15 protein-coding genes are annotated in these 18,910 nt (G+C 58.3%); 3 read left to right on the top strand and 12 right to left on the bottom strand.

Annotated features, from left to right (window positions below):
• Nucleotides 1-43: 43 nt before the first annotated feature.
• The 8 genes from purH to ppa form a co-directional block, all read right to left on the bottom strand.
• A complete protein-coding gene (gene purH, locus B0H98_RS05825) occupies nt 44-1,624 on the bottom strand; it encodes a bifunctional phosphoribosylaminoimidazolecarboxamide formyltransferase/IMP cyclohydrolase (protein ID WP_106374121.1) in 1,581 nt (526 codons plus the stop codon).
• A gap of 50 nt (nt 1,625-1,674) precedes the next feature.
• Complete coding sequence (gene fis, locus B0H98_RS05820; protein WP_106374120.1) at nt 1,675-1,998, bottom strand: DNA-binding transcriptional regulator Fis; 324 nt, start codon at nt 1,996-1,998, stop codon at nt 1,675-1,677.
• A complete protein-coding gene (gene dusB / locus B0H98_RS05815) occupies nt 1,995-3,035 on the bottom strand; it encodes a tRNA dihydrouridine synthase DusB (RefSeq protein WP_106374119.1) in 1,041 nt (346 codons plus the stop codon). The genes fis and dusB overlap by 4 nt, the downstream gene beginning before the upstream one ends.
• A gap of 89 nt (nt 3,036-3,124) precedes the next feature.
• Nucleotides 3,125-4,036: a 50S ribosomal protein L11 methyltransferase gene (gene prmA / locus B0H98_RS05810; RefSeq protein ID WP_106374118.1), complete on the bottom strand. Its 912-nt coding sequence runs from the start codon at nt 4,034-4,036 to the stop codon at nt 3,125-3,127.
• 116 nt (nt 4,037-4,152) lie between these two features.
• A complete protein-coding gene (gene accC / locus B0H98_RS05805; RefSeq protein ID WP_106374117.1) occupies nt 4,153-5,493 on the bottom strand; it encodes an acetyl-CoA carboxylase biotin carboxylase subunit in 1,341 nt (446 codons plus the stop codon).
• A 30-nt stretch (nt 5,494-5,523) separates the two neighbouring features.
• Nucleotides 5,524-5,985 carry an acetyl-CoA carboxylase biotin carboxyl carrier protein gene (accB, locus tag B0H98_RS05800; protein WP_106374243.1) on the bottom strand — a complete coding sequence of 154 codons (462 nt, stop codon included), beginning with the start codon at nt 5,983-5,985 and terminating at the stop codon, nt 5,524-5,526.
• Nucleotides 5,986-6,292: 307 nt separating this feature from the next.
• Nucleotides 6,293-8,140 (bottom strand): protein-disulfide reductase DsbD, encoded by a 1,848-nt coding sequence (dsbD, locus tag B0H98_RS05795; protein ID WP_106374116.1) that lies wholly within the window; start codon nt 8,138-8,140, stop codon nt 6,293-6,295.
• A 140-nt stretch (nt 8,141-8,280) separates the two neighbouring features.
• A complete protein-coding gene (gene ppa / locus B0H98_RS05790) occupies nt 8,281-8,811 on the bottom strand; it encodes an inorganic diphosphatase (RefSeq protein ID WP_009095357.1) in 531 nt (176 codons plus the stop codon).
• Nucleotides 8,812-9,063: 252 nt separating this feature from the next.
• Here ppa and B0H98_RS05785 point away from each other — a divergent pair, with 252 nt between their 5' ends.
• A complete protein-coding gene (locus B0H98_RS05785; RefSeq protein ID WP_106374115.1) occupies nt 9,064-10,782 on the top strand; it encodes a bifunctional protein-serine/threonine kinase/phosphatase in 1,719 nt (572 codons plus the stop codon).
• A gap of 104 nt (nt 10,783-10,886) precedes the next feature.
• On the opposite strand, the gene B0H98_RS05780 is transcribed toward B0H98_RS05785, so the two are convergent.
• Nucleotides 10,887-12,146 (bottom strand): 6-phosphofructokinase, encoded by a 1,260-nt coding sequence (locus B0H98_RS05780; RefSeq protein ID WP_106374114.1) that lies wholly within the window; start codon nt 12,144-12,146, stop codon nt 10,887-10,889.
• A gap of 129 nt (nt 12,147-12,275) precedes the next feature.
• Nucleotides 12,276-12,944 (bottom strand): ribonuclease T, encoded by a 669-nt coding sequence (gene rnt, locus B0H98_RS05775; protein WP_106374113.1) that lies wholly within the window; start codon nt 12,942-12,944, stop codon nt 12,276-12,278.
• A 210-nt stretch (nt 12,945-13,154) separates the two neighbouring features.
• Here rnt and B0H98_RS05770 point away from each other — a divergent pair, with 210 nt between their 5' ends.
• Entirely contained in the window at nt 13,155-14,375 is a 1,221-nt protein-coding gene (locus B0H98_RS05770) for an argininosuccinate synthase (protein ID WP_106374112.1), read from the top strand.
• 56 nt (nt 14,376-14,431) lie between these two features.
• Nucleotides 14,432-14,755 carry an HlyU family transcriptional regulator gene (locus tag B0H98_RS05765; RefSeq protein WP_106374111.1) on the top strand — a complete coding sequence of 108 codons (324 nt, stop codon included), beginning with the start codon at nt 14,432-14,434 and terminating at the stop codon, nt 14,753-14,755.
• Nucleotides 14,756-14,860: 105 nt separating this feature from the next.
• Here B0H98_RS05765 and B0H98_RS05760 read toward each other — a convergent pair whose 3' ends face one another.
• Both B0H98_RS05760 and B0H98_RS05755 read right to left on the bottom strand, forming a co-directional pair.
• Nucleotides 14,861-16,090: an EAL and HDOD domain-containing protein gene (locus tag B0H98_RS05760; protein ID WP_244182974.1), complete on the bottom strand. Its 1,230-nt coding sequence runs from the start codon at nt 16,088-16,090 to the stop codon at nt 14,861-14,863.
• Between the two features lie 82 nt (nt 16,091-16,172).
• Nucleotides 16,173-18,908, bottom strand: a complete 2,736-nt coding sequence (locus B0H98_RS05755; RefSeq protein ID WP_106374241.1) for a sensor histidine kinase — start codon at nt 18,906-18,908, stop codon at nt 16,173-16,175.
• Nucleotides 18,909-18,910: the final 2 nt, after the last annotated feature.

Genomic DNA, 18,910 nt, shown 5'->3' with positions numbered 1-18,910 from the left:
CATGCTTGCGAGGCGTTTGCGTTACAGCCAGTAGCCTTGGGCTTTAGTGGCGGAAGTGACGCATACCGGTGAATACCATGGCAATGCCCGCCTCGTTGGCGGCGTCGATCACTTCCTGGTCGCGCATCGAGCCACCCGGCTGAATCACGGCAGTGATGCCTGCCGCCGCTGCCGCATCGATACCGTCACGGAAGGGGAAAAACGCATCGGAGGCCATGACCGAGCCCGGAACGGTAAGGTTCTCGTCAGCGGCCTTGATGCCGGCAATTCTGGCTGAATAGACGCGGCTCATTTGGCCGGCGCCCACACCAATGGTCTGGCCCGCCTTGGCGTAAACAATCGCGTTGGATTTGACGAACTTGGCGACCCTCCAGGCGAAGGTAAGGTCGCGAAGCTCCTGCTCGGAAGGTTCGCGCTTGCTCACGACGGTCAGCTCCTCGCGCGTGACCATACCCTGGTCGCGCTCCTGAACCAGCAGGCCGCCATTCACGCGCTTGTAGTCAAACGCCGCCTGGGCATCGCCGGGCCAGTGGGCACTGACATCCAGCAGGCGAACGTTCTGTTTTTCGCCAACAATGGCGGCGGCTTCGGCGCTGACCCCAGGGGCGATGATGACCTCGACGAACTGGCGATCCACGATTGCCCGCGCCGTGTCGGCTTCAAGCGGCGTATTGAAGGCAATGATGCCGCCAAACGCGCTGGTGGGGTCGGTGGCAAACGCCTTGTCGTAAGCTTCCAGTGCCGTTTCACCGACTGCCACGCCACACGGATTGGCGTGCTTGACGATAACGCAGGCCGTTTCATCAAACGCCTTGACGCACTCAAAGGCGGCATCGGTGTCCGCGACGTTGTTGAACGAGAGCGGCTTGCCCTGGAGCATGTTGGCCGTGGCGACGCTGGGTTCAGACGCTTGCGGGTCCACGTAGAACGCCGCTTGCTGATGGGGGTTCTCGCCGTAGCGCATATCCTGCTTTTTGGTTAGCTGCAGGTTGAAGGTACGGGCAAACGTGGCGTCGCTCTCGTTGACCTTGCGGCCCAGGTACTCGGCAATCGCACCGTCGTAGCCGGCGGTGTGCTCGAAGGCCTTGACGGCAAGATCAAAGCGGGTGTCGCGGCTTACCTTGCCATCGTTGTCGGCAAGCTCTTCGAGCACGCGGGCGTAGTCATCGGCATTGACCACGATGGTGGTGTAGGCGTGGTTCTTGGCACAGGCGCGAACCATGGTGGGGCCGCCGATATCGATGTTCTCGATGGCGTCTTCCAGCGTGCAGTCAGGCTTGGCCACGGTCGCCGCGAAGGGATAAAGATTGACCACCACCATGTCGATCGGGGTGATGTCGTTTTCAGCCATGACCGCGTCATCCTGACCACGGCGGGCGAGAATGCCGCCATGAATCTTGGGATGCAGCGTCTTTACCCGGCCATCCATGATTTCCGGAAACCCCGTGTGCTCGGATACCTCAACAACGGCAATGCCGTTTTCCTGAAGCAGGCGGAAGGTACCGCCCGTGGAAAGAAGCTCGATACCGCGCTCGGACAGGCCGCGGGCGAAGTCTACAATACCGGTTTTATCAGAAACGCTCAGCAGCGCGCGACGAACGGGGGTAGCAGTACTATCAACCATGGGTAAGCTCGTTTGCAGAGTGGGGAAATAAAAACAACAACGCCCCAGAATTATGGGGCGTCACCTTCGATAAGTCCGTAAAGCTTGAGTTTCTTGCGCAGCGTACCGCGGTTCAATCCCAGCACGTCCGCGGCGCGGGTCTGGTTGCCATCGGTGTGCTCAAGTACGCAGGCGAGCAGCGGCGCTTCTACTTCGGCCATCACCATGGCGTACAGGTCGGTGGCCTGGCTGCCATCGAGATGCTCGAAGTAGCGGCGCATGGCGGACTCCACGGCCTCTCTCAAGGGCTGCGGAGGAGCGCTTGCTGCGGGATCAGCGAGTGTGCCTGTCAGGCGCGAAGAGAGTTCGCTGGAAAGAAGATCGCGTTCGTTCATGCAGCATGGCTTCCTTTGGCTAGCAGACGCTTGTCAGCGTCAAACGCCATTGCGTCATTGATCCAGTTAAATTGCGTTTCAGGTGAGGCCAGGGCATTGAATTGCTGTTTCAGCCGGCGGCGCTTGTCATCGCAAAAGCGCTGGTCACTCTCGAGATACCAGCCAATATGCTTGCGCGCAATGCGTACACCCATCGTATCGCCATAAAAAGCGTGCAGGGCGGCGACGTGCTCGACCAGCACCAGGCGGCGCTCATCCAGACTAGGCAGGGCCAATCGTTCGCCGTGCTGCAAGTAATGGGTGATCTGTTCGAAAATCCACGGATTGCCCTGGGCGCCACGTCCAATCATCACCGCATCGGCGCGGGTATAACGAAGGACTTCGGCTGCTTTTTCCGGGCTTGTAATATCACCATTGGCAATGACCGGGATGGATAGACGCGATTTGATGTCCGCAATCGTGTCGTATTCCGCCCATCCAGTATAGCGCTGTTCACGATGACGGCCATGCACCGCCAGCGCCTGAATGCCGGCCGCTTCGGCAAGCTTGGCAATTCTCACGCCGTTGTTGGAGTCAGCGCACCAGCCGGTGCGGATTTTCAGCGTGACCGGTACGTCGACCGCCTTGACCACGGCTTCCAGTATCTCGGCGACCAGGGCTTCATCACGCAGAAGCGCCGAGCCTGCGGCCTTGTTGCAGACCTTTTTTGCCGGGCAACCCATGTTGATGTCGATGATCTGGGCGCCGAGCTCGGCATTGAGCCGGGCCGCCTGGGCGAGCATCTCGGCATCGCCCCCGGCGATCTGAACGACCCTGGGATCCGGTTCGCCTTGATGATCCATGCGCAGCTGAGATTTACGCGTATGCCAGAGGCTCGGGTCGGCGGTCACCATTTCGCCCACCACCCAGCCGGCCCCCAGCCTTCGGCAGAGCTGACGGAAAGGGCGGTCGGTAACCCCGGCCATGGGCGCCAGTATGACCTGGTTAGGCAAGGTGTAGGGGCCGATGGCGGTGGGTGATTCAGGAATCAGGGTCATAGTAGTGCGCAGTCAGCCGAACGAGTAGGTCGTTTCAAGGGGGCGTATGATACGCCTACTCGGCGGCGGGGTGAAGGCCGTGGCCCAGATTAAGCGGGGCGGTGGCCGGTCAGGCGTACCCAGCCTTCACGCAGCACCGGCTCATCCATGATCAGGCCCTGTGTTTCATAGGCCTCGAGTACGCTGTCTGCCTGATTGGCCAGAATACCCGACAGGGCAAGCAGTCCGCCCGGCGCCACGTGGCCGGCAATGGTCGGTGCCAGTTCGACCAGTGGGCCCGCCAGGATGTTGGCTGTCACCACGGGATAAGGACCGCCCGTCAACTGCTCGGGGTAGTAAAGGGCAAAGTCCTGCTCCGGGATCTGGTTGCGCTCGGCATTATCACGGCTGGCCTGGAGCGCCTGGGGATCGATATCGGTGCCGTCGGCGTGGCGTGCGCCCAGCTTGAGCGCAGCAATCGCCAGAATACCCGAGCCACAGCCGATATCCAGCACCTGCTTGTCGCCCAGCGTGCCGTCAACGGCGAGTTGGTCAAGCCACTCAAGGCAAAGCGCGGTGGTGGGGTGGGTGCCGGTACCAAAGGCCAGGCCCGGGTCGAGTATCAGGTTGACCGCGTCCGCCTCGGGGGGAGTATGCCAGCTCGGCACGATCCAGAGCCGCTGGCCCATTTGCAAGGGGGTGAAGTCGTCCATCCACTCGCGCTCCCAGTCCCGGTCTGCCAGCAGCTCATATTCGATGGTCGGGCAGGGTTCATCCGGCATCTGCTCGGCCCAGGCGGCTTCAATGCGCGCCAGCATGCTTTCCACGCCTTCAAGGTCGTCGTACAGGCCGGTCAGCACGGTGTCCTGCCACAGCGGTGTGGTGCCGCGCTCGGGTTCGAATACCGGGTCGTCATGGGCGTCCTGCAGCCCGATGGCGGTCGCTCCCTCTTCAAGCAGCAGCTCTTCGAGAAGTTCGGCCTGCTCAGGGGCAACGTGGGCTTTAAGTTGAAGCCAGGGCATGGGGCTCTCCGCGGTAGGCATAAACGATAACGGGGTGGGCATGGCCGCACCCCGTTGGGTATTGCTAAGACAGTTGTCAAACAAGGCTGTCGTCAGACGTGTAGTTGGCTCAACGCCTAGTTGGCCAGCTTCTTTTCCAGGTAGTGGATATTGACCCCACCCTGGCGGAAGTGGCTATCGCGCACCAGGTCTTTCTGCAGATCGATATTGGTCTTGATACCTTCCACGAGCAGCTCGTCCAGCGCATTGCGCATACGTGTCAGAGCCGTCTCACGGTCAGCACCCCAGGTAATCAGCTTGCCGATCAGCGAATCATAGTGCGGTGGGACGGTGTAGCCCGTGTACAGGTGGGAATCCATGCGTACGCCCAGACCGCCCGGTGCGTGAAACAGCGTTACCTTGCCGGGAGAGGGCATGAAGGTGCGCGCGTCTTCGGCATTGATCCGGCACTCAAAGGCGTGGCCGTTGAGCTTGACGTCTTCCTGGGTAATCGACAGCGGGAGGCCAGAAGCAATACGCAGCTGCTCCTTGACGATATCCACACCGGTCACCATTTCGGTGACCGGGTGCTCTACCTGTACGCGGGTGTTCATCTCGATAAAGAAGAACTTGCCGTCTTCGTAGAGAAACTCGAACGTGCCGGCGCCACGATAGTTGATTTCCAGACATGCCTGGCGACAGGCTTCCAGCACATCAGCGCGGGCCTTGGGGTCGATGCCGGGAGCAGGCGCTTCTTCAAGCACCTTCTGATGACGACGTTGCAGCGAGCAGTCGCGGTCGTACAGGTGAATGGCGTTGCCCTGGCCATCGGCCAGTACCTGGACTTCCACGTGACGCGGTTTCTCAAGGAATTTTTCCATGTAAACCGTGCCGTCACCAAACGCTGCCTGGGCTTCGTTCTGAGTAATGCTGATCGACGACAGCAGCTGACTTTCCGAATGCACCACGCGCATGCCGCGGCCACCGCCACCGGCAGCTGCCTTGATGATGACCGGGTAGCCGATGCGGTTGGCGGTCGCAAGCGTCGCCGCTTCGTCATCACCCAGCGGGCCGTCAGAGCCGGGCACGGTCGGTACGCCGGCAATTTTCATGGCTTCGATGGCGCTGACCTTGTCACCCATCAGGCGGATCGTCTCTGCGCGCGGGCCGATGAAGGTAAACCCAGAGCGCTCAACCTGCTCGGCAAAGTTGGCGTTTTCGGACAAGAAGCCGTAGCCCGGATGAATCGCGCTTGAGTCGGTCACTTCAGCGGCGCTGATCAGCGCCGGAATGTTCAGATATGATTGGGCCGATGACGCCGGGCCGATACACACAGCTTCATCCGCCAGGCGAACGTGCATGAGTTCGCGGTCAGCCTTGGAGTGTACCGCTACGGTCTTGATGCCCAGTTCCTTGCAGGCGCGCAGAATACGTAGGGCTATCTCGCCGCGGTTGGCGATAAGTACCTTGTCCAGCATGGGAGAGTCCACCCGTGTTGATAAGAAAGATTAAGCGAGAACGATCATGGGCTGATCGAATTCCACCGGCTCACCATCTTCCACCAGAATGGCTTCCACCACGCCGTCGCGGTCAGCTTCAATCTGGTTCATCATCTTCATCGCTTCAACGATACATACGGTGTCGCCTTGCTTGACGGTATCGCCCACTTCCACGAAGGATTTCGCACCGGGTGCCGGGCTACGATAGAAGGTACCTACCATGGGCGAGTTGACGGCTTCGCCGCGGAAGCTTGCACCTTGGGGCTCTGCATCAGCGGCGGGCGCATGCGCTGAAGGAGTAGGCGCCGGGGCTGCCGGCTGAGCATATTGAGGCATTGGCTGGGGCTGCCAAGTGGCGCCATTCGGGTGGCGGCTGATGCGTACTGACTCTTCGCCTTCCTGAATTTCGATCTCGCTGATGTTGGACTCTTCAAGCAGCTCGATCAGTTTTTTGACTTTGCGAATATCCATGGTGGGCCCCATTAATAGATGAATGTTGTTACCTGACCCGGCAGATGCGCTGTAAAAGGCAGTGCCGGGTGCGCAGTAAACCAATTTTAAAAAAGAAGAGAACGCTGCATGTTAGCGAACGTTACCCCTCTTACAGCTTGAAAACCAGGAATTTAACCAATATGGGAGCGGAGTTTGCCGAAAAAAACCGGGCATGTCCAGCTTCGGTCTAGCCTTGGTAAGGGGTATGCCCCTTGTATATTGGCTACTGATCGCCTTTGCGGTGAGTATCAGGCCTAGGAGACGAGAGCCCTTAGGTTCGTCATGATCAGCTGGTTTGCCATTCGGAAAGCGCGTTCAGGTGGTCGGCCAGCTCACTGGCACTTGCTTCTCCCTGAATGCGCGCGGCGCGTATTTCCGTGCCCTGATCAAAAAACAGCAGGCTGGGCGGGCCGAACAGTTGAAAACGGTCCAGCAGTTCGCGACTTTGTGCATCAGTGTCGCTCACATCAGCGGCAATCAACGTATAGCCCTCTAGAGCCGCCATTACACGCGGGTCCGTATAGACATCACGCTCCATGACCTTGCACGAAATGCACCAGCCGGCGGTGAAGTGCACAAAGGCAGGTTGCCCCGCGCTGGCCGCTTGCGCCAGCGCGGTTTCAAGCGTTGCAAGGCTGTCGACACTGGTAAATTCGATTGTCTGAGCAGGCGTTGAGGAAGTGCTGGAGACACTTAACGGCCGAAGCGGGTCGTGATTACCTTGTGCAGCACCCAATACCAGGGCGATACCCCAGGTCAGAAGCATCAGGCCCAGAGTTTGTCGGGCACGCGCCCAGCCAAGCGGATAGTTGACATTCAGTGCACCCATCACCAGAGCGCTACCAATTGCCAGGCCTGCCCAGAGCAGTAGGGCCACGGGGCCTGCCACCAAACGCTCTACCATCCAGATGGCAACACCCAGCAGCAGCAGCCCAAACGCGATCTTGACGCCGTTCATCCAGGCCCCGGTGCGCGGTAACAGCGTAACGCCTAAGGTGCCTACCAGTAGAAGCGGCAGTCCCATGCCAAGGCCCAGGGCAAACAGCACGGCGCCGCCTATAAGCGCATCGCCGGTCGAGGAGATAAATACCAGAGCCCCAGCCAGCGGCGCGGTCACACAGGGCGACACCACCAGTACAGAAAGGGCGCCTGCCAGGAAAAGTCCCCCCGGGCCGCTTTGCTGCGCACGGGTTTGCCAGGCATCAATACGGCTGGTGAGCTTAGGAGAGAAGCGGAGCTCGAATGCGCCGAACATGGCGAGGGCAAACACGCTAAACAGTAGCGCAAAGGTAATCAGTACCGGCGCGGACTGGAGCCTGGCCTGAAGATTAAGGCCGGCACCGAACAAACCCATCAGTACACCTACTACCGCGTAGGTAATCGCCATGCCGAGTACATAGCTTGTTGAAAGGGCAAAGGCGCGGGGGCGAGTAGGATTCTGGCCAACGATGATCGAGGACAGGATCGGAATCATGGGCAGTACGCAGGGCGTAAAGGTGAGGCCGATTCCGGCAATGAAAAAAAGCCCCAGGGCCAGGGGTAGGCTTGCCTCGCTCAGCAGTGTGCTGAAACGGCTGTCAGCGCTCTGCGGTGTGCTAAGCGCTGCGTCTTGGTCAGGTGCTGCCTCAGGTTCGCTGGCTTGACCTGGCTGCCCGGTCTGCGCGTTCAGCCACTCGGCGTACTGGGGCGGAGGCTCTGATTCCGAGGCTTGCAGTGTTACGCGTTCGGGCGGATAGCAGAGCCCGGCATCGGCGCAGCCCTGAAAGGTCAATTCAATATCGATGGGGCCAGAGTAGGCGCTCTCAAGCGGGACTTCAAACACCATCAGGTCGCGAAAGGTGTACACCTCGCCTAGAAATTCATCCGTGGTGAACGTGCCTTCCGGTAGCAGCGGCTCGCCTAGGGTAACCTCGGATGTCTGGCTTTCAACATCAAACTGATGGCGGTAAAGGTAGTAGCCATCTGCGCTTTGCATGCCCACGTAAAGCGTTTCGCCATCGTGCCAGGCGCTCGGCACAAACGCTTCCATGACCGGCAGGAACTTGTCGTCGCCACTTGAAGAGAACCATTGCGCTTGGGCTACAAGCGGCAACCAGATCAGCAGAAGTAAACCGAGGCGTTTGAGGGGCAGCACACTATATCCTTGACGGCGATATGATGGGAAATGGTCACCTAGAGACGGCAAGGGCCTTGCCGTACCAACTTGCAGAACCTATAAGAAAGCCGCCTGAGCGGCGGCCTTCTTGAGAGACAAACAGCAGCGTTTAGTTCACTTTACGCCTTGTGGTAGGCCGCGGCTGCTTTCTCGATCGCTTTGCGGGCGGCTTCGACACCTTCCCAGGACTCGACCTTCACCCACTTGCCTTTTTCGAGATCCTTGTAGTTCTCGAAGAAGTGAGCAATCTGCTGGCGCAGCAGTTCGGGCAGGTCGGTCACTTCCTGAACGTCATCGTACAGCGTGCTCAGCTTGGGGTGCGGTACACATACAAGCTTGGCGTCTTCACCGGCTTCATCGGTCATGTTGAGGATGCCGATGGGGCGTGCACGGATGATGCTGCCAGGCGCTACCGGGTGAGGAGTCACGACAAGCGCGTCGAGAGCATCGCCATCATCAGCCAGGGTATGGGGGATAAAGCCATAGTTGGCGGGGTAGAACATCGGGGTCGCCATGAAGCGGTCAACCAGCAGCGCACCCATGTCTTTATCAATTTCGTATTTGATAGGCGCGTGGTTCGCAGGAATCTCGATCGCCACATAAATATCGTTCGGCAAATCCTTTCCAGCAGGGATGTTATCGAAGTTCATCGTTGAGTCCTTAAGAGTCCTTGGGTGTTGCAGTGGCTAAGCAATTGATGCGTTGCACGAATAATCGGGAATTATACGAAGATGACCGGGCGATTACCAATCCAAGATGGGGGTTGGCCCGCCGGCAGGCTAATGGTAGCCATTAATCGGCCGTGTCGCCGCAATAGCGACGTTTGGCGGGCATCGCTTGAGGGTGGTTGCGTGTATCATAGCCGCTGTGATGTCTTTAGAGCGGTTAGCCAAGGAGGATGAGTGGGGCATGCCCAGTTGCTAATCAGTTATGGTCAGGCGTTTGTCGCACCTGACCGACGCTTGCACCGCAGTTCCATGTCGGTGCGTTTTCCTGATGCGCCGCTGTTGAAAGTCAAAGGGGGCTGTGCGGTTATCAGCGACTCCGTGTCACGCAATACCCTGGCCAAGCAGGCGGGTGACCTGAGCGTGCGCGGCTTCCTGGCAGACTACTTCTCCACGCCTGATCACTGGGATACCAAGACGTCGGCCACACGGGTTTTGCGTGCGCTCAACAGCTGGTGCTATAGCCAGAGTCAGCACGTTAAAGAGGGTGGCTTCGTCTCATCGATGTCGGTGGTGGTGTTTCGCAAGCGGGAAGCCCATCTTTTTCATATGGGCGATACCCTGGTGTTTCGTTTGCGCGGGGCTGAGTTCGAACAGCTGACCCGCGACCATATCACCGACATCGGCGGCTATCACTACCCCTCTCGAGCGTTGGGCATGGATGGCAGTGTGGATATCGACTACACCCACCTGGGGCTCAAGCAGGGCGATATTTTCCTGTTTACCACGCGGGGGGTGCGCGGCACGCTGCTGCCTTCTGATTATGTTCGCCTGATTCGTCAGGACGCCAGCGACCTGGATGCCGCCTGCGAGCGCCTGGCCAGTGAGGCCAAGCAGCGTGCCCAGGAGCGTGGCTACGGGGGTGATCAGTTCTGCTTTCAGCTGGTACGTATCGACGAGCTGCCGGAAGAGTCGCCGGATGACCCGGGGTTGATTTACGGCGATCTGCCGATCCCTCCAGAACTTGCCCCGGGGGAGCGGCTGGACGGACTGGAAGTGATCGAAGTGATGTCGCGCAACGCCCAGTCCCGGGTGTATCGCGTGCGCGATGTGTATACCGAGCGTGAAATGGTGATGAAAGCCCCAAGCCCCGAGCTTTCACTGCGCAACGCCTATCTGGAACACTTTCTGCTTCAGCAGTGGGTGGTGGAGCGGGTCAACTCGCCGTTTGTCGTCAAGGTGGTCAGGCCCTCAAGACCGCGGCGCTACCTCTACTATCTGATGCAGCATGTGGAGGGCGAAACCCTGCGCCAGTGGGCGGAGCGCCATCCCCAGGCAAGCCTGGTGCAGCGTCTGGATATCGCCAATCAACTGGGCAAGGCCGTTCAGGCACTTCACCACCGGGATATCATTCATCAGCAGATCACCCCGGACAACATCCTGATCGATACTCACGGCCAACTGATCCTCAACGACTTCAGCGCCTGCCATATGCGCGAAGTGGACGGCCATCGCCATTCCGGCGAACTGCTGCGCCAGATTGGCTTCAATGAGCACACCGCGCCCGAGTACGCGCTGGGCGACAGCATTGGCCGGCGCAGCGATCAGTACTCGCTGGCCTCGACGGTCTACTGGCTGCTCACCGGCGAGCTGCCGTATCAGTTGACCCCGAACAAGCTGCGCAGCCATACCGATCTCGAAGAGCTTAGCTACCGCAGCTCGCGCGCCCACAATCCGGAAATAACCCCGGAGCTTGACGACGCGCTGCGCCGGGCGCTGGACCCCCAGCGAGCGCTGCGCTTTCGGCGCTTGTCAGAGTTTCTTCATGCCCTGCGCCTGCCGCTGGGGCGCCCGGCTGTACGTGATACTCACCGACAAGAGCCCAGGCGACACTTCTGGCAGGGGGTTGCCGGCGTATTGCTGCTGCTGCTGGTGCTTTCCTGGCTACTGCGTTAAGCCAGACTCCAATCTGCGGACACTAAAACGGGCGATGAGTTATCTCACCGCCCGTTCTGGTTTAGCTCAAGGCGCCACCGCAGTGGCGCCTTTTTCAAGACATATTACAGGGTAAACACCGGCAGTTTCTTGTCTACCTTGGCCAGCTTCAGCTTGGCGACCTTGGGCAAGCCATTCTCGAACGGCGGGAAGTCTTCGCCTTGAATCAGCGGCGAGAGGTAGTCGCGGCAGGCCTGGGTGATTTCAAAACCGTTTTCGCTGATGAAATCCCGTGGCATGAATTTCTCCTGGTTGGCAATCTGCGCCAGAGGAGCCGAGATCACGTCCCACTGATAGGGCGACTGAGAAATGCGGCGAATGGCCGGCATCATCGAGTTCTTGCCTGCCAGCGCCAGTGTTACGGCTTCACGACCCACCGCGTAGGCCTGCTCGACGTCGGTTCTGGAAGCCAGGTGGCGCGCCGCGCGCTGAAGGTAGTCGGCAACTGCCCAGTGATACTTGTAACCCAGGTCCTGCTTGATCATGCCGGCAAGCGTGGGGGCAACGCCGCCCAGTTGGCGGTGACCAAAGGCATCGGTATTACCTGCATCTGCCAGGAAGGTGCCATCTTCGTAGCGCGCGCCTTCGGACACCACGATCACGCAGTAGCCATTGTTCTTAACGCTCTCTTCGACGCGTGCCATGACCGCCTTGCGATTGAAGGCCACCTCGGGAAATATGATCAGGTGAGGGGGCTCGCCTTCACCTTCGCCGGCAAGACCACCTGCTGCTGCGATCCAACCCGCATGACGGCCCATGACTTCAAGCACGAATACCTTGGTGGAGGTAGCGCACATCGAGGCGATATCCAGCGAAGCTTCGCGGGTAGAGGTGGCAATATACTTGGCTACGCTGCCAAAGCCCGGGCTGTTATCGGTAATCGGCAGGTCGTTGTCGACCGTTTTGGGGACGTGAATGGCCGTCAGCGGATAGCCGAGCTTTTCGGAAAGCTGGGAAACCTTGAGGCAGGTGTCTGCGCTATCACCGCCGCCGTTATAGAAGAAGTAGCGGATATCGTGGGCCTTGAACACCTCGATCAGGCGCTCGTACTGGGCACGGTGTGTATCGATATCCTTGAGCTTGTAGCGGCAGGACCCGAAGGCACCGCCCGGCGTGTGGCGCAGGGCACCGATCGCTTCGTCGCTTTCCTGGGTTACATCGATGAGGTCTTCGGTCAAGGCGCCGATAATGCCGTTATGACCGGCGTACACCTTGCCGATCTGCTCGGGCGCCTGGCGGCAGGCTTGGATAACGCCACAGGCGCTGGCGTTGATAACGGCGGTAACGCCGCCGGACTGGGCGTAAAAGGCATTATGCTGAGCCATTGAAACGTCTCATCTCTTGTAAAGCGAAAAAGTGAAGCACAATGAAAGCCTTACACCGGCTTTCATTCGCCGTGCCGCAAACTGCTCAAGTTTAGCGTAAAGCCCTGGCCGCTGCACTCGGCCGAAAGGCTACTCGTTGTCATCAAGGTCCTGCTCGCGCTGGGCCAGGCGCCAGCCCCCCAGGTCCTTGTAACGGTTGACCATGGCGCAGAACAGCTCCGCCGTGCGTTCGGTGTCGTAACGCGCCGAGTGGGCGGCCTTGTTGTCGAACTCGATACCCGCAGCCCGGCAGGCGCGTGCCAGTACCGTCTGGCCGTACACAAGCCCTGCAAGGGTCGCGGTATCGAAACTTGAGAAGGGGTGAAACGGATTGCGCTTGACGTTGCAGCGATTGGCTGCCGCGTTCAAGAACCCTTGGTCAAAGGCAGCGTTATGACCTACCAGAATGGCCCGCGAACAGCCGTGCGCCTTGATGGACTTGCGTATCGGACGAAACAGTTCGCCCAGCGCTTCAGACTCGCTCAGCGCTACCTGGCGGCGCAGCGGGTCATCAAGGTTGATGCCGGTAAAGTCGAGTGCGGACTGTTCGACGTTGGCACCTTCAAAGGGCTGGATATGGTAGGCGTAGGTTGCATCGGGTAGAAGATTGCCTTCCGGGTCCATGGTGAGCGTGACGGCTGCAATCTCAAGCACGGCATCACTTTGGGCATTGAAGCCACCCGTTTCTAAATCAATGACAACCGGCAGATAACTGCGAAAACGTTGGGCCATTAATTCGCGGGCAATTGCCTCGCTCATGCAGCTCTCCTTAGTAAAGCGAGTAATCGGTCAAAATGGGCGGCGGTCCGCCTCTTCAATGGGGTGATTCTAGCAGCTTTCTCTCTCGGGCGTCGTTGACGGTATTCGCTGGGCATAGAGAACGCTATACTCGGAGTTTATTTCGACATGCAGCGTGCCATCAGGCGCTGCATTTTCTAGTGAACTTGCTTTCATTAAAAGGAGCAAAGCATGTCCGATGTCAAAAAGGTTGTGCTGGCATATTCAGGCGGCCTGGACACATCTGTAATCGTTAAGTGGTTGCAAGAGACTTACAACTGCGAGGTGGTAACCTTTACTGCCGACATCGGTCAGGGCGAAGAAGTCGAGCCGGCACGCGCCAAGGCGCAAGCGCTGGGTGTGAAAGAGATTTACATCGAAGACCTGCGCGAAGAGTTCGTGCGCGACTACGTCTTCCCCATGTTCCGTGCCAACACCATTTACGAAGGCGAGTATCTGCTGGGTACCTCGATTGCGCGCCCGCTGATTGCCAAGCGTCTGATCGAAATCGCCAACGAGACCGGCGCCGATGCCATTTCTCACGGGGCAACCGGTAAAGGTAACGACCAGGTACGCTTCGAGCTGGGCGGTTATGCCCTGAAGCCCGGTGTCAAGGTCATTGCGCCCTGGCGCGAATGGGATCTGACCTCGCGCGAGAAGCTGATGGCTTACTGCGAAGAGCACAATATCCCCGTCGATTTCTCCAACAAGAAGAAGAAATCGCCGTACTCCATGGATGCCAACCTGCTGCATATCTCCTACGAAGGCGGCATTCTGGAAGACCCCTGGGCCGAAGCCGAAGACGACATGTGGCGCTGGAGCGTCTCGCCGGAAGCCGCGCCGGATACGCCTACCTATGTCGAGCTGACGTTCGAGAAAGGCGATATCGTCGCCATTGACGGCGAGGCCCTCAAGGCGCACGAAGTGCTCGAGAAGCTCAATAAAGTGGGCGGTGACAACGGCATCGGCCGTCTGGATATCGTCGAGAACCGCTACGTGGGCATGAAGTCGCGCGGCTGCTACGAAACGCCCGGCGGTACCATCATGCTACGCGCTCACCGCGCTATCGAGTCACTGACGCTTGATCGTGAAGAGGCTCACCTGAAAGATCAGCTGATGCCGAAATACGCCGAAGTGATCTATAACGGCTACTGGTGGAGCCCCGAGCGTCGCATGCTGCAGGCGGCAATCGACGAGACCCAGAAAAACGTCTCGGGCGTTGTGCGCATGAAGCTCTACAAGGGCAATGCCACTGTGGTTGGACGTAAATCCGAGCAGTCGCTGTTCGATGAGTCCATCGCGACGTTTGAAGACGATGCGGGTGCGTACAACCAGAAAGACGCTGAAGGCTTTATCAAGCTGAACGCGCTGCGTTTGCGGATCGCAGCAGGCAAAGGTCGCCAGCAGAGCTGATCTGAACAAAAGCGGCAGGCCTTCCTGCCGCTTTTTTTGACGCCGCAGGAGGCCGTATGTTTAAAAAACTTTTATCAGGGCTTTTTGGCGGAGAGCGAGAAGCTTCCGCAAAACCCAGCCTGAAAGCCGCCGAGCCGGTGGAGTACAAGGGTTATCTGATTGTGTCGCAGCCCGACCAGCAGAGCGGGCAGTATCGCGTCAGTGGCGTTATCAGCCACCCCGATGCCAGCGGCGAGCGCCGCGAGCATCGTTTTGAGCGTTCTGACATGCTGCCCGCCCGTGAAGCTTGCGATGCCATGATGGTGACCAAGGCGCAGCGCTTTATTGATGAAGTGGGCGAGTCCATGTTCGAGCCCGACCCTCGTCAGGCGGGTAATTAATCCGCAAGCGCCTGCCGCTAGCACAGTCTTGATGACTACTCGCCACGTCATCGCCAGTAGTCATTGATGCTGCTTCGCTCTTTATGTATCTAATATCAGTGCTGGTTAACACACGCCGTGTGCATCGATAAGCGCACGTGCCTGGGCGGCGGCTTTAAGTAGCGTATCGGTTGGGAAGTGTTTGGGTGGCTCACCACCTTCTGCAGCCTGAACATCTTTTAACAGCCTTCCCAAAGAACCCTCCTTGACCGTCAATGCTTTTTCGATGGCTCGTCCAAGGCGTACTTCCTGAAGCAGTGTGCCCAGATCAATTTCCAGGATAGTGGGCATAAGAGAAAAGAGCCCAACGATAAAGCCCTCCTGGCCATCCTGGTTTCTTTGTTCGGCTATCCGTTCACAGGTAAATCCTCGGGTTAGCCCATTGATCAAGTTAAGCCTGCTTGCCGGGCTGTTACTCGCCAGCATCAAAATCGATACAAGAGTTCTGAGCTCTCGAATACCTATCATCTGTAGGCAGTTAATAAGCCTGGTCGCGGGTTTACGAGAGCCCTTATCGGCTGAATTGGCTCTCTTGAAGGTGGCGCTTAGCAGGTACGGGTCACGTATGATCAAATCTGCAATATCGGAAAGGTTGGTTCTTTCTTTGTAAAGGGAGGCTAAAAGCTGTAGCTGATTAGCGCGAGATGCTGTACGCCTTATGGAACTGGAAGGCTGTGTTTTAGGTTTTTCGTAAAAATAACCCTGAAAAAGGGTGAAGCCCATCAACTGACACGCCTTGAAATCGGCCTGTGTTTCAACACGCTCGGCTAGAAGTGTAAACCCTTGAGAAATCAGACGGCTGACGAGGAGCGTATTCACGGGGGTAGAAATATCAATTTTGACTATATCGCAGTAAGGCAGCAGTTTTTCGCTGCTTTCATTGAGTATGAAATCGTCTAAAGCGATGGTGTAGCCTTGCTGCTTTAAATGCTTCAAGGAGTCGATGACCTTATCGGTGGCAGGCGTATCTTCAAGTACCTCAATCACGATCTGATCGGCGGGCAGTCCCTGTAGATCGGGGTCCGTTAACCACTGATGAGATGCATTGATGAATAGCTGGCGCTGGCCGCACAGACTGTCAATGCCAATTTCATAAATGGCAACCGCGCACGCGCGGGCGGTTGCCTGAACATCATCACTGATATCTGCCGAGAAGCTGGTGTCATTGGCACGGTATAAAAGCTCATCGGCAATATGCTTTAGATTGCTATCCACGATGGGCTGGATGGCGATAGTATAATTATTGCTGTTTTCGTTATAAGAGTATTCTCTAAGGTTCTGCATCAGCGCTTCCATGAGTAACCGCTTCAAACCAACAATCATTAATTAAGGATAGTTTATAGGAGAGGCTTCGCAGTAGTAAGTTATTAAGTGGAATTTACTTACCTGACGGTATAAAGGCCTCGGCTTCGGGAAGTTCCAGCACAAAGCAGGCGCCACCGAGTACCTGTGGCTCGCCTAGCCAGAGCCTGCCTCCCAGGTGTGTGGCGATCGCCCGGCTGATGGGCAAGCCCAGGCCGCTGCCCTTGGGGCGCTGGCGGTGGGTATTGTCACTTTTCAACTGATGGAATTTCTCGAATACCTGCTCCCGCGACTCATGCTCGATGCCGCTGCCGTTATCTTCAACGCTCAGGTAGATATGCTGCTGCGCTTTGTAGAGTCGTATGAAAATTTTCGGCTCTGGCGAATTGGCAAATTTGCTCGCATTATCCAGCAGATTGAGAATGATCTGTTCGATGCGGTCGGAATCGCCCATTACGTAGGCCGGGCGCACTTCAATGGCCGTTTCCAGGCTGATATTACGCTCCTCAAAAAGCCGTGCTACGGCCGCCAGGCTGTGGTCGGCCAGGGCTGCCAGGTCAAGAGGCTCCCGCTCAAGAGACATACGTCCGCTCTCTAGCCGCGCCAGATCCAGGATTTCATCGATCAGCCGTGAAAGGCGCTGGCTTTCAAGTACCATGACGTCCAGAAAGTGCTGTCGTTTGGGTTCAGCGATGGTCTGTGGGCCTGCCAGAATCTCCGCAAACGCGCGAATGGAGGTCAGAGGCGTGCGCAGTTCATGGCTGATCATGGCCACAAATTCATCCTTCAGGCGATCAAGTTCACGTAAGCGGTCGTTGGCGCTCTGCAGATCCTTGCCAATGCGTGCAAGCTCATCGGATTTCTGCTTCAGGCGCCGGTTGTATTCAAGCGTCTGGGTGGTGGTGTCCAGCATGCTCAGCAGCGATTCGATATCCAGTGCTTCACCACGCACCACCGAGTTGATCAACACGCGGGCCGAAGCGTTACCCAGCGACCCCGCCAGGGCCTGTTCCGCGCGCATGATCAGCTCATCGGAAGCCGGCAGATCGACGAGTACTTCGCTACTGCTTTGGTGCGTAAAAACCCGCTGCGCCACCTTGGGGCCGAGATAGCGCGCCAGCAGCTGGTTGAGCGCGCCCTGGGTGGTCTGTCCCCGCTGAAGCGCTGCCGTGGGCAGGTTTGGGTGCAGCGCCTGAGTAAACAGCGCCGCCTGAGTCTGCTCAAGGGGAGAGGGGCGTGTGAACAGTGAAATACCTACCAGAAGGCCTGCGTTGACCAGCAGGCTCCAGAACAGCGAATGGGTATAGATATCCCACTCTTCAAGGCCGAACAGCGTGTAGGGCGCAAGCCAGCCGATGCCGAATGGCCCTTCAGAAAGCAGCGCTGTATCCAGCCAGCCGGACTGAACGACACCTGGCAGCAGCAAGGTGTAGGCCCATACCATGAAACCGGTGATCAGCCCGTAGATGGCCCCCGGCCGTGTGGCGCCGCGCCAGTAGAGGCCGATCAGCAGCGCCGGAGCAAACTGGGCCGCGCCGACAAAGGAAACCAGCCCGATGGTTACCAGGCTATAGCTGTCGCCTACCAGCGCGTGGTAGAGATAACCCAGCAGCAGGATAAGCACGATGGCTACGCGGCGAATGCGCAGCAGCCAGTGGGCAAGCCCGCCGGTACTGCCCGAATGGAGCCTGTTGAAGCGCAGCAGCAGCGGCATGACCAGGTGATTGCTGACCATGGTAGAGAGGGCGATAGTCTCGACAATCACCATGCCAGTGGCCGCCGAAAGCCCGCCAATGAAGACCAGCAGCGGCAGGTTCTCAAGCCCGGCAGAGAGCGGCAGGGTAAGTACAAAGCTGTCCGGGTCGCCGGCATCCAGCAGCAGCCCCGCCAGTGCAATCGGAATCACGAACAGGTTGATCAGCAGGAGATAAAGCGGAAACAGCCAGCTGGCGCGTGCCAGATGCTGTTCATCGACATTTTCCACCACCAGCACCTGAAACTGGCGTGGCAAGGTCAGAAAGGCCAGGAAGGCCAGAATCAGCATACCCACCCAGCCAGTGGCGCCGCCGGGTACACTTTCCAGATGCATCAGCCGTGTAAGCTCCGGTGTCTGGGCGACCTGGGCAAACAGTGCACCCGGGCCTTCGAACAGGCTGAAGACCACAAAGATGCCCACGGCCAGAAACGCCACCAGCTTGACCAGCGACTCAAGCGCTATTGCCGCTACCATACCCTCGTGGCGCTCGCTGGCATCCAGGTGGCGCGTGCCGAACAGGATGATGAACACCGCTAATACCAGCGCGACCCAGAAGGATCTATCTATCCAGAAGTGCTCGTCGTACAGGAGAGCATCGGCACCTTGCGGGTAGTTGACCAGCACTGCATGGCTCACGGTAATGGCTTTCAACTGCAGGGCGATATAAGGCGTGATGGTTATCAGCGAGATCAGTGCTACCAAGGCGCCCAGGCCGGTGCTCTTGCCATAGCGGGCGCTGATGAAGTCGGCAATGGACGTGATGCGCTGGCGCGCCGCGATACGCACCATCTTGCGAATGATGAAGGGCGAAAGCAGCATGGCAAGCGTCGGGCCCAGATAGATCAGCAGAAAGCTGGGTCCGAACTGGGCTGCCCGGCCCACGCTTCCGTAAAAGGTCCAGGCCGTGCAGTAAACCGCGATGGAGAGCGCGTAGACCGTGGGGGAGCCAATGATCGAGCGGCCCTGTTCGGCGCGTCGGTCACCCCAGAAAGCAACCAGAAACAAGACCCCCAGATAGCCAAACACGGCTGCCAGTAACAGGGCATCGGTTCGCATGG

It is taken from the genome of Vreelandella songnenensis (assembly GCF_003002925.1).
Taxonomy (GTDB): domain Bacteria; phylum Pseudomonadota; class Gammaproteobacteria; order Pseudomonadales; family Halomonadaceae; genus Vreelandella; species Vreelandella songnenensis.
Note: the sequence above shows the minus strand (reverse complement) of the source record. Positions and strands in the feature narration are given on the sequence as shown.

Bases quoted from the DNA above. Each gene is read 5' to 3' on its own strand.
- B0H98_RS05760 (WP_244182974.1), bottom strand. From the start codon at position 16,090: ATGGAAGCGCTGATGCAGAACCTTAGAGAATACTCTTATAACGAAAAC.
- ppa (WP_009095357.1), bottom strand. From the start codon at position 8,811: ATGAACTTCGATAACATCCCTGCTGGAAAGGATTTGCCGAACGATATT.
- dusB (WP_106374119.1), bottom strand. From the start codon at position 3,035: ATGACCCTGATTCCTGAATCACCCACCGCCATCGGCCCCTACACCTTG.
- prmA (WP_106374118.1), bottom strand. From the start codon at position 4,036: ATGCCCTGGCTTCAACTTAAAGCCCACGTTGCCCCTGAGCAGGCCGAA.
- B0H98_RS05770 (WP_106374112.1), top strand. From the start codon at position 13,155: ATGTCCGATGTCAAAAAGGTTGTGCTGGCATATTCAGGCGGCCTGGAC.
- B0H98_RS05765 (WP_106374111.1), top strand. From the start codon at position 14,432: ATGTTTAAAAAACTTTTATCAGGGCTTTTTGGCGGAGAGCGAGAAGCT.
- accB (WP_106374243.1), bottom strand. From the start codon at position 5,985: ATGGATATTCGCAAAGTCAAAAAACTGATCGAGCTGCTTGAAGAGTCC.
- accC (WP_106374117.1), bottom strand. From the start codon at position 5,493: ATGCTGGACAAGGTACTTATCGCCAACCGCGGCGAGATAGCCCTACGT.
- fis (WP_106374120.1), bottom strand. From the start codon at position 1,998: ATGAACGAACGCGATCTTCTTTCCAGCGAACTCTCTTCGCGCCTGACA.
- B0H98_RS05755 (WP_106374241.1), bottom strand. From the start codon at position 18,908: ATGCGAACCGATGCCCTGTTACTGGCAGCCGTGTTTGGCTATCTGGGG.
- B0H98_RS05780 (WP_106374114.1), bottom strand. From the start codon at position 12,146: ATGGCTCAGCATAATGCCTTTTACGCCCAGTCCGGCGGCGTTACCGCC.
- rnt (WP_106374113.1), bottom strand. From the start codon at position 12,944: ATGAGCGAGGCAATTGCCCGCGAATTAATGGCCCAACGTTTTCGCAGT.
- purH (WP_106374121.1), bottom strand. From the start codon at position 1,624: ATGGTTGATAGTACTGCTACCCCCGTTCGTCGCGCGCTGCTGAGCGTT.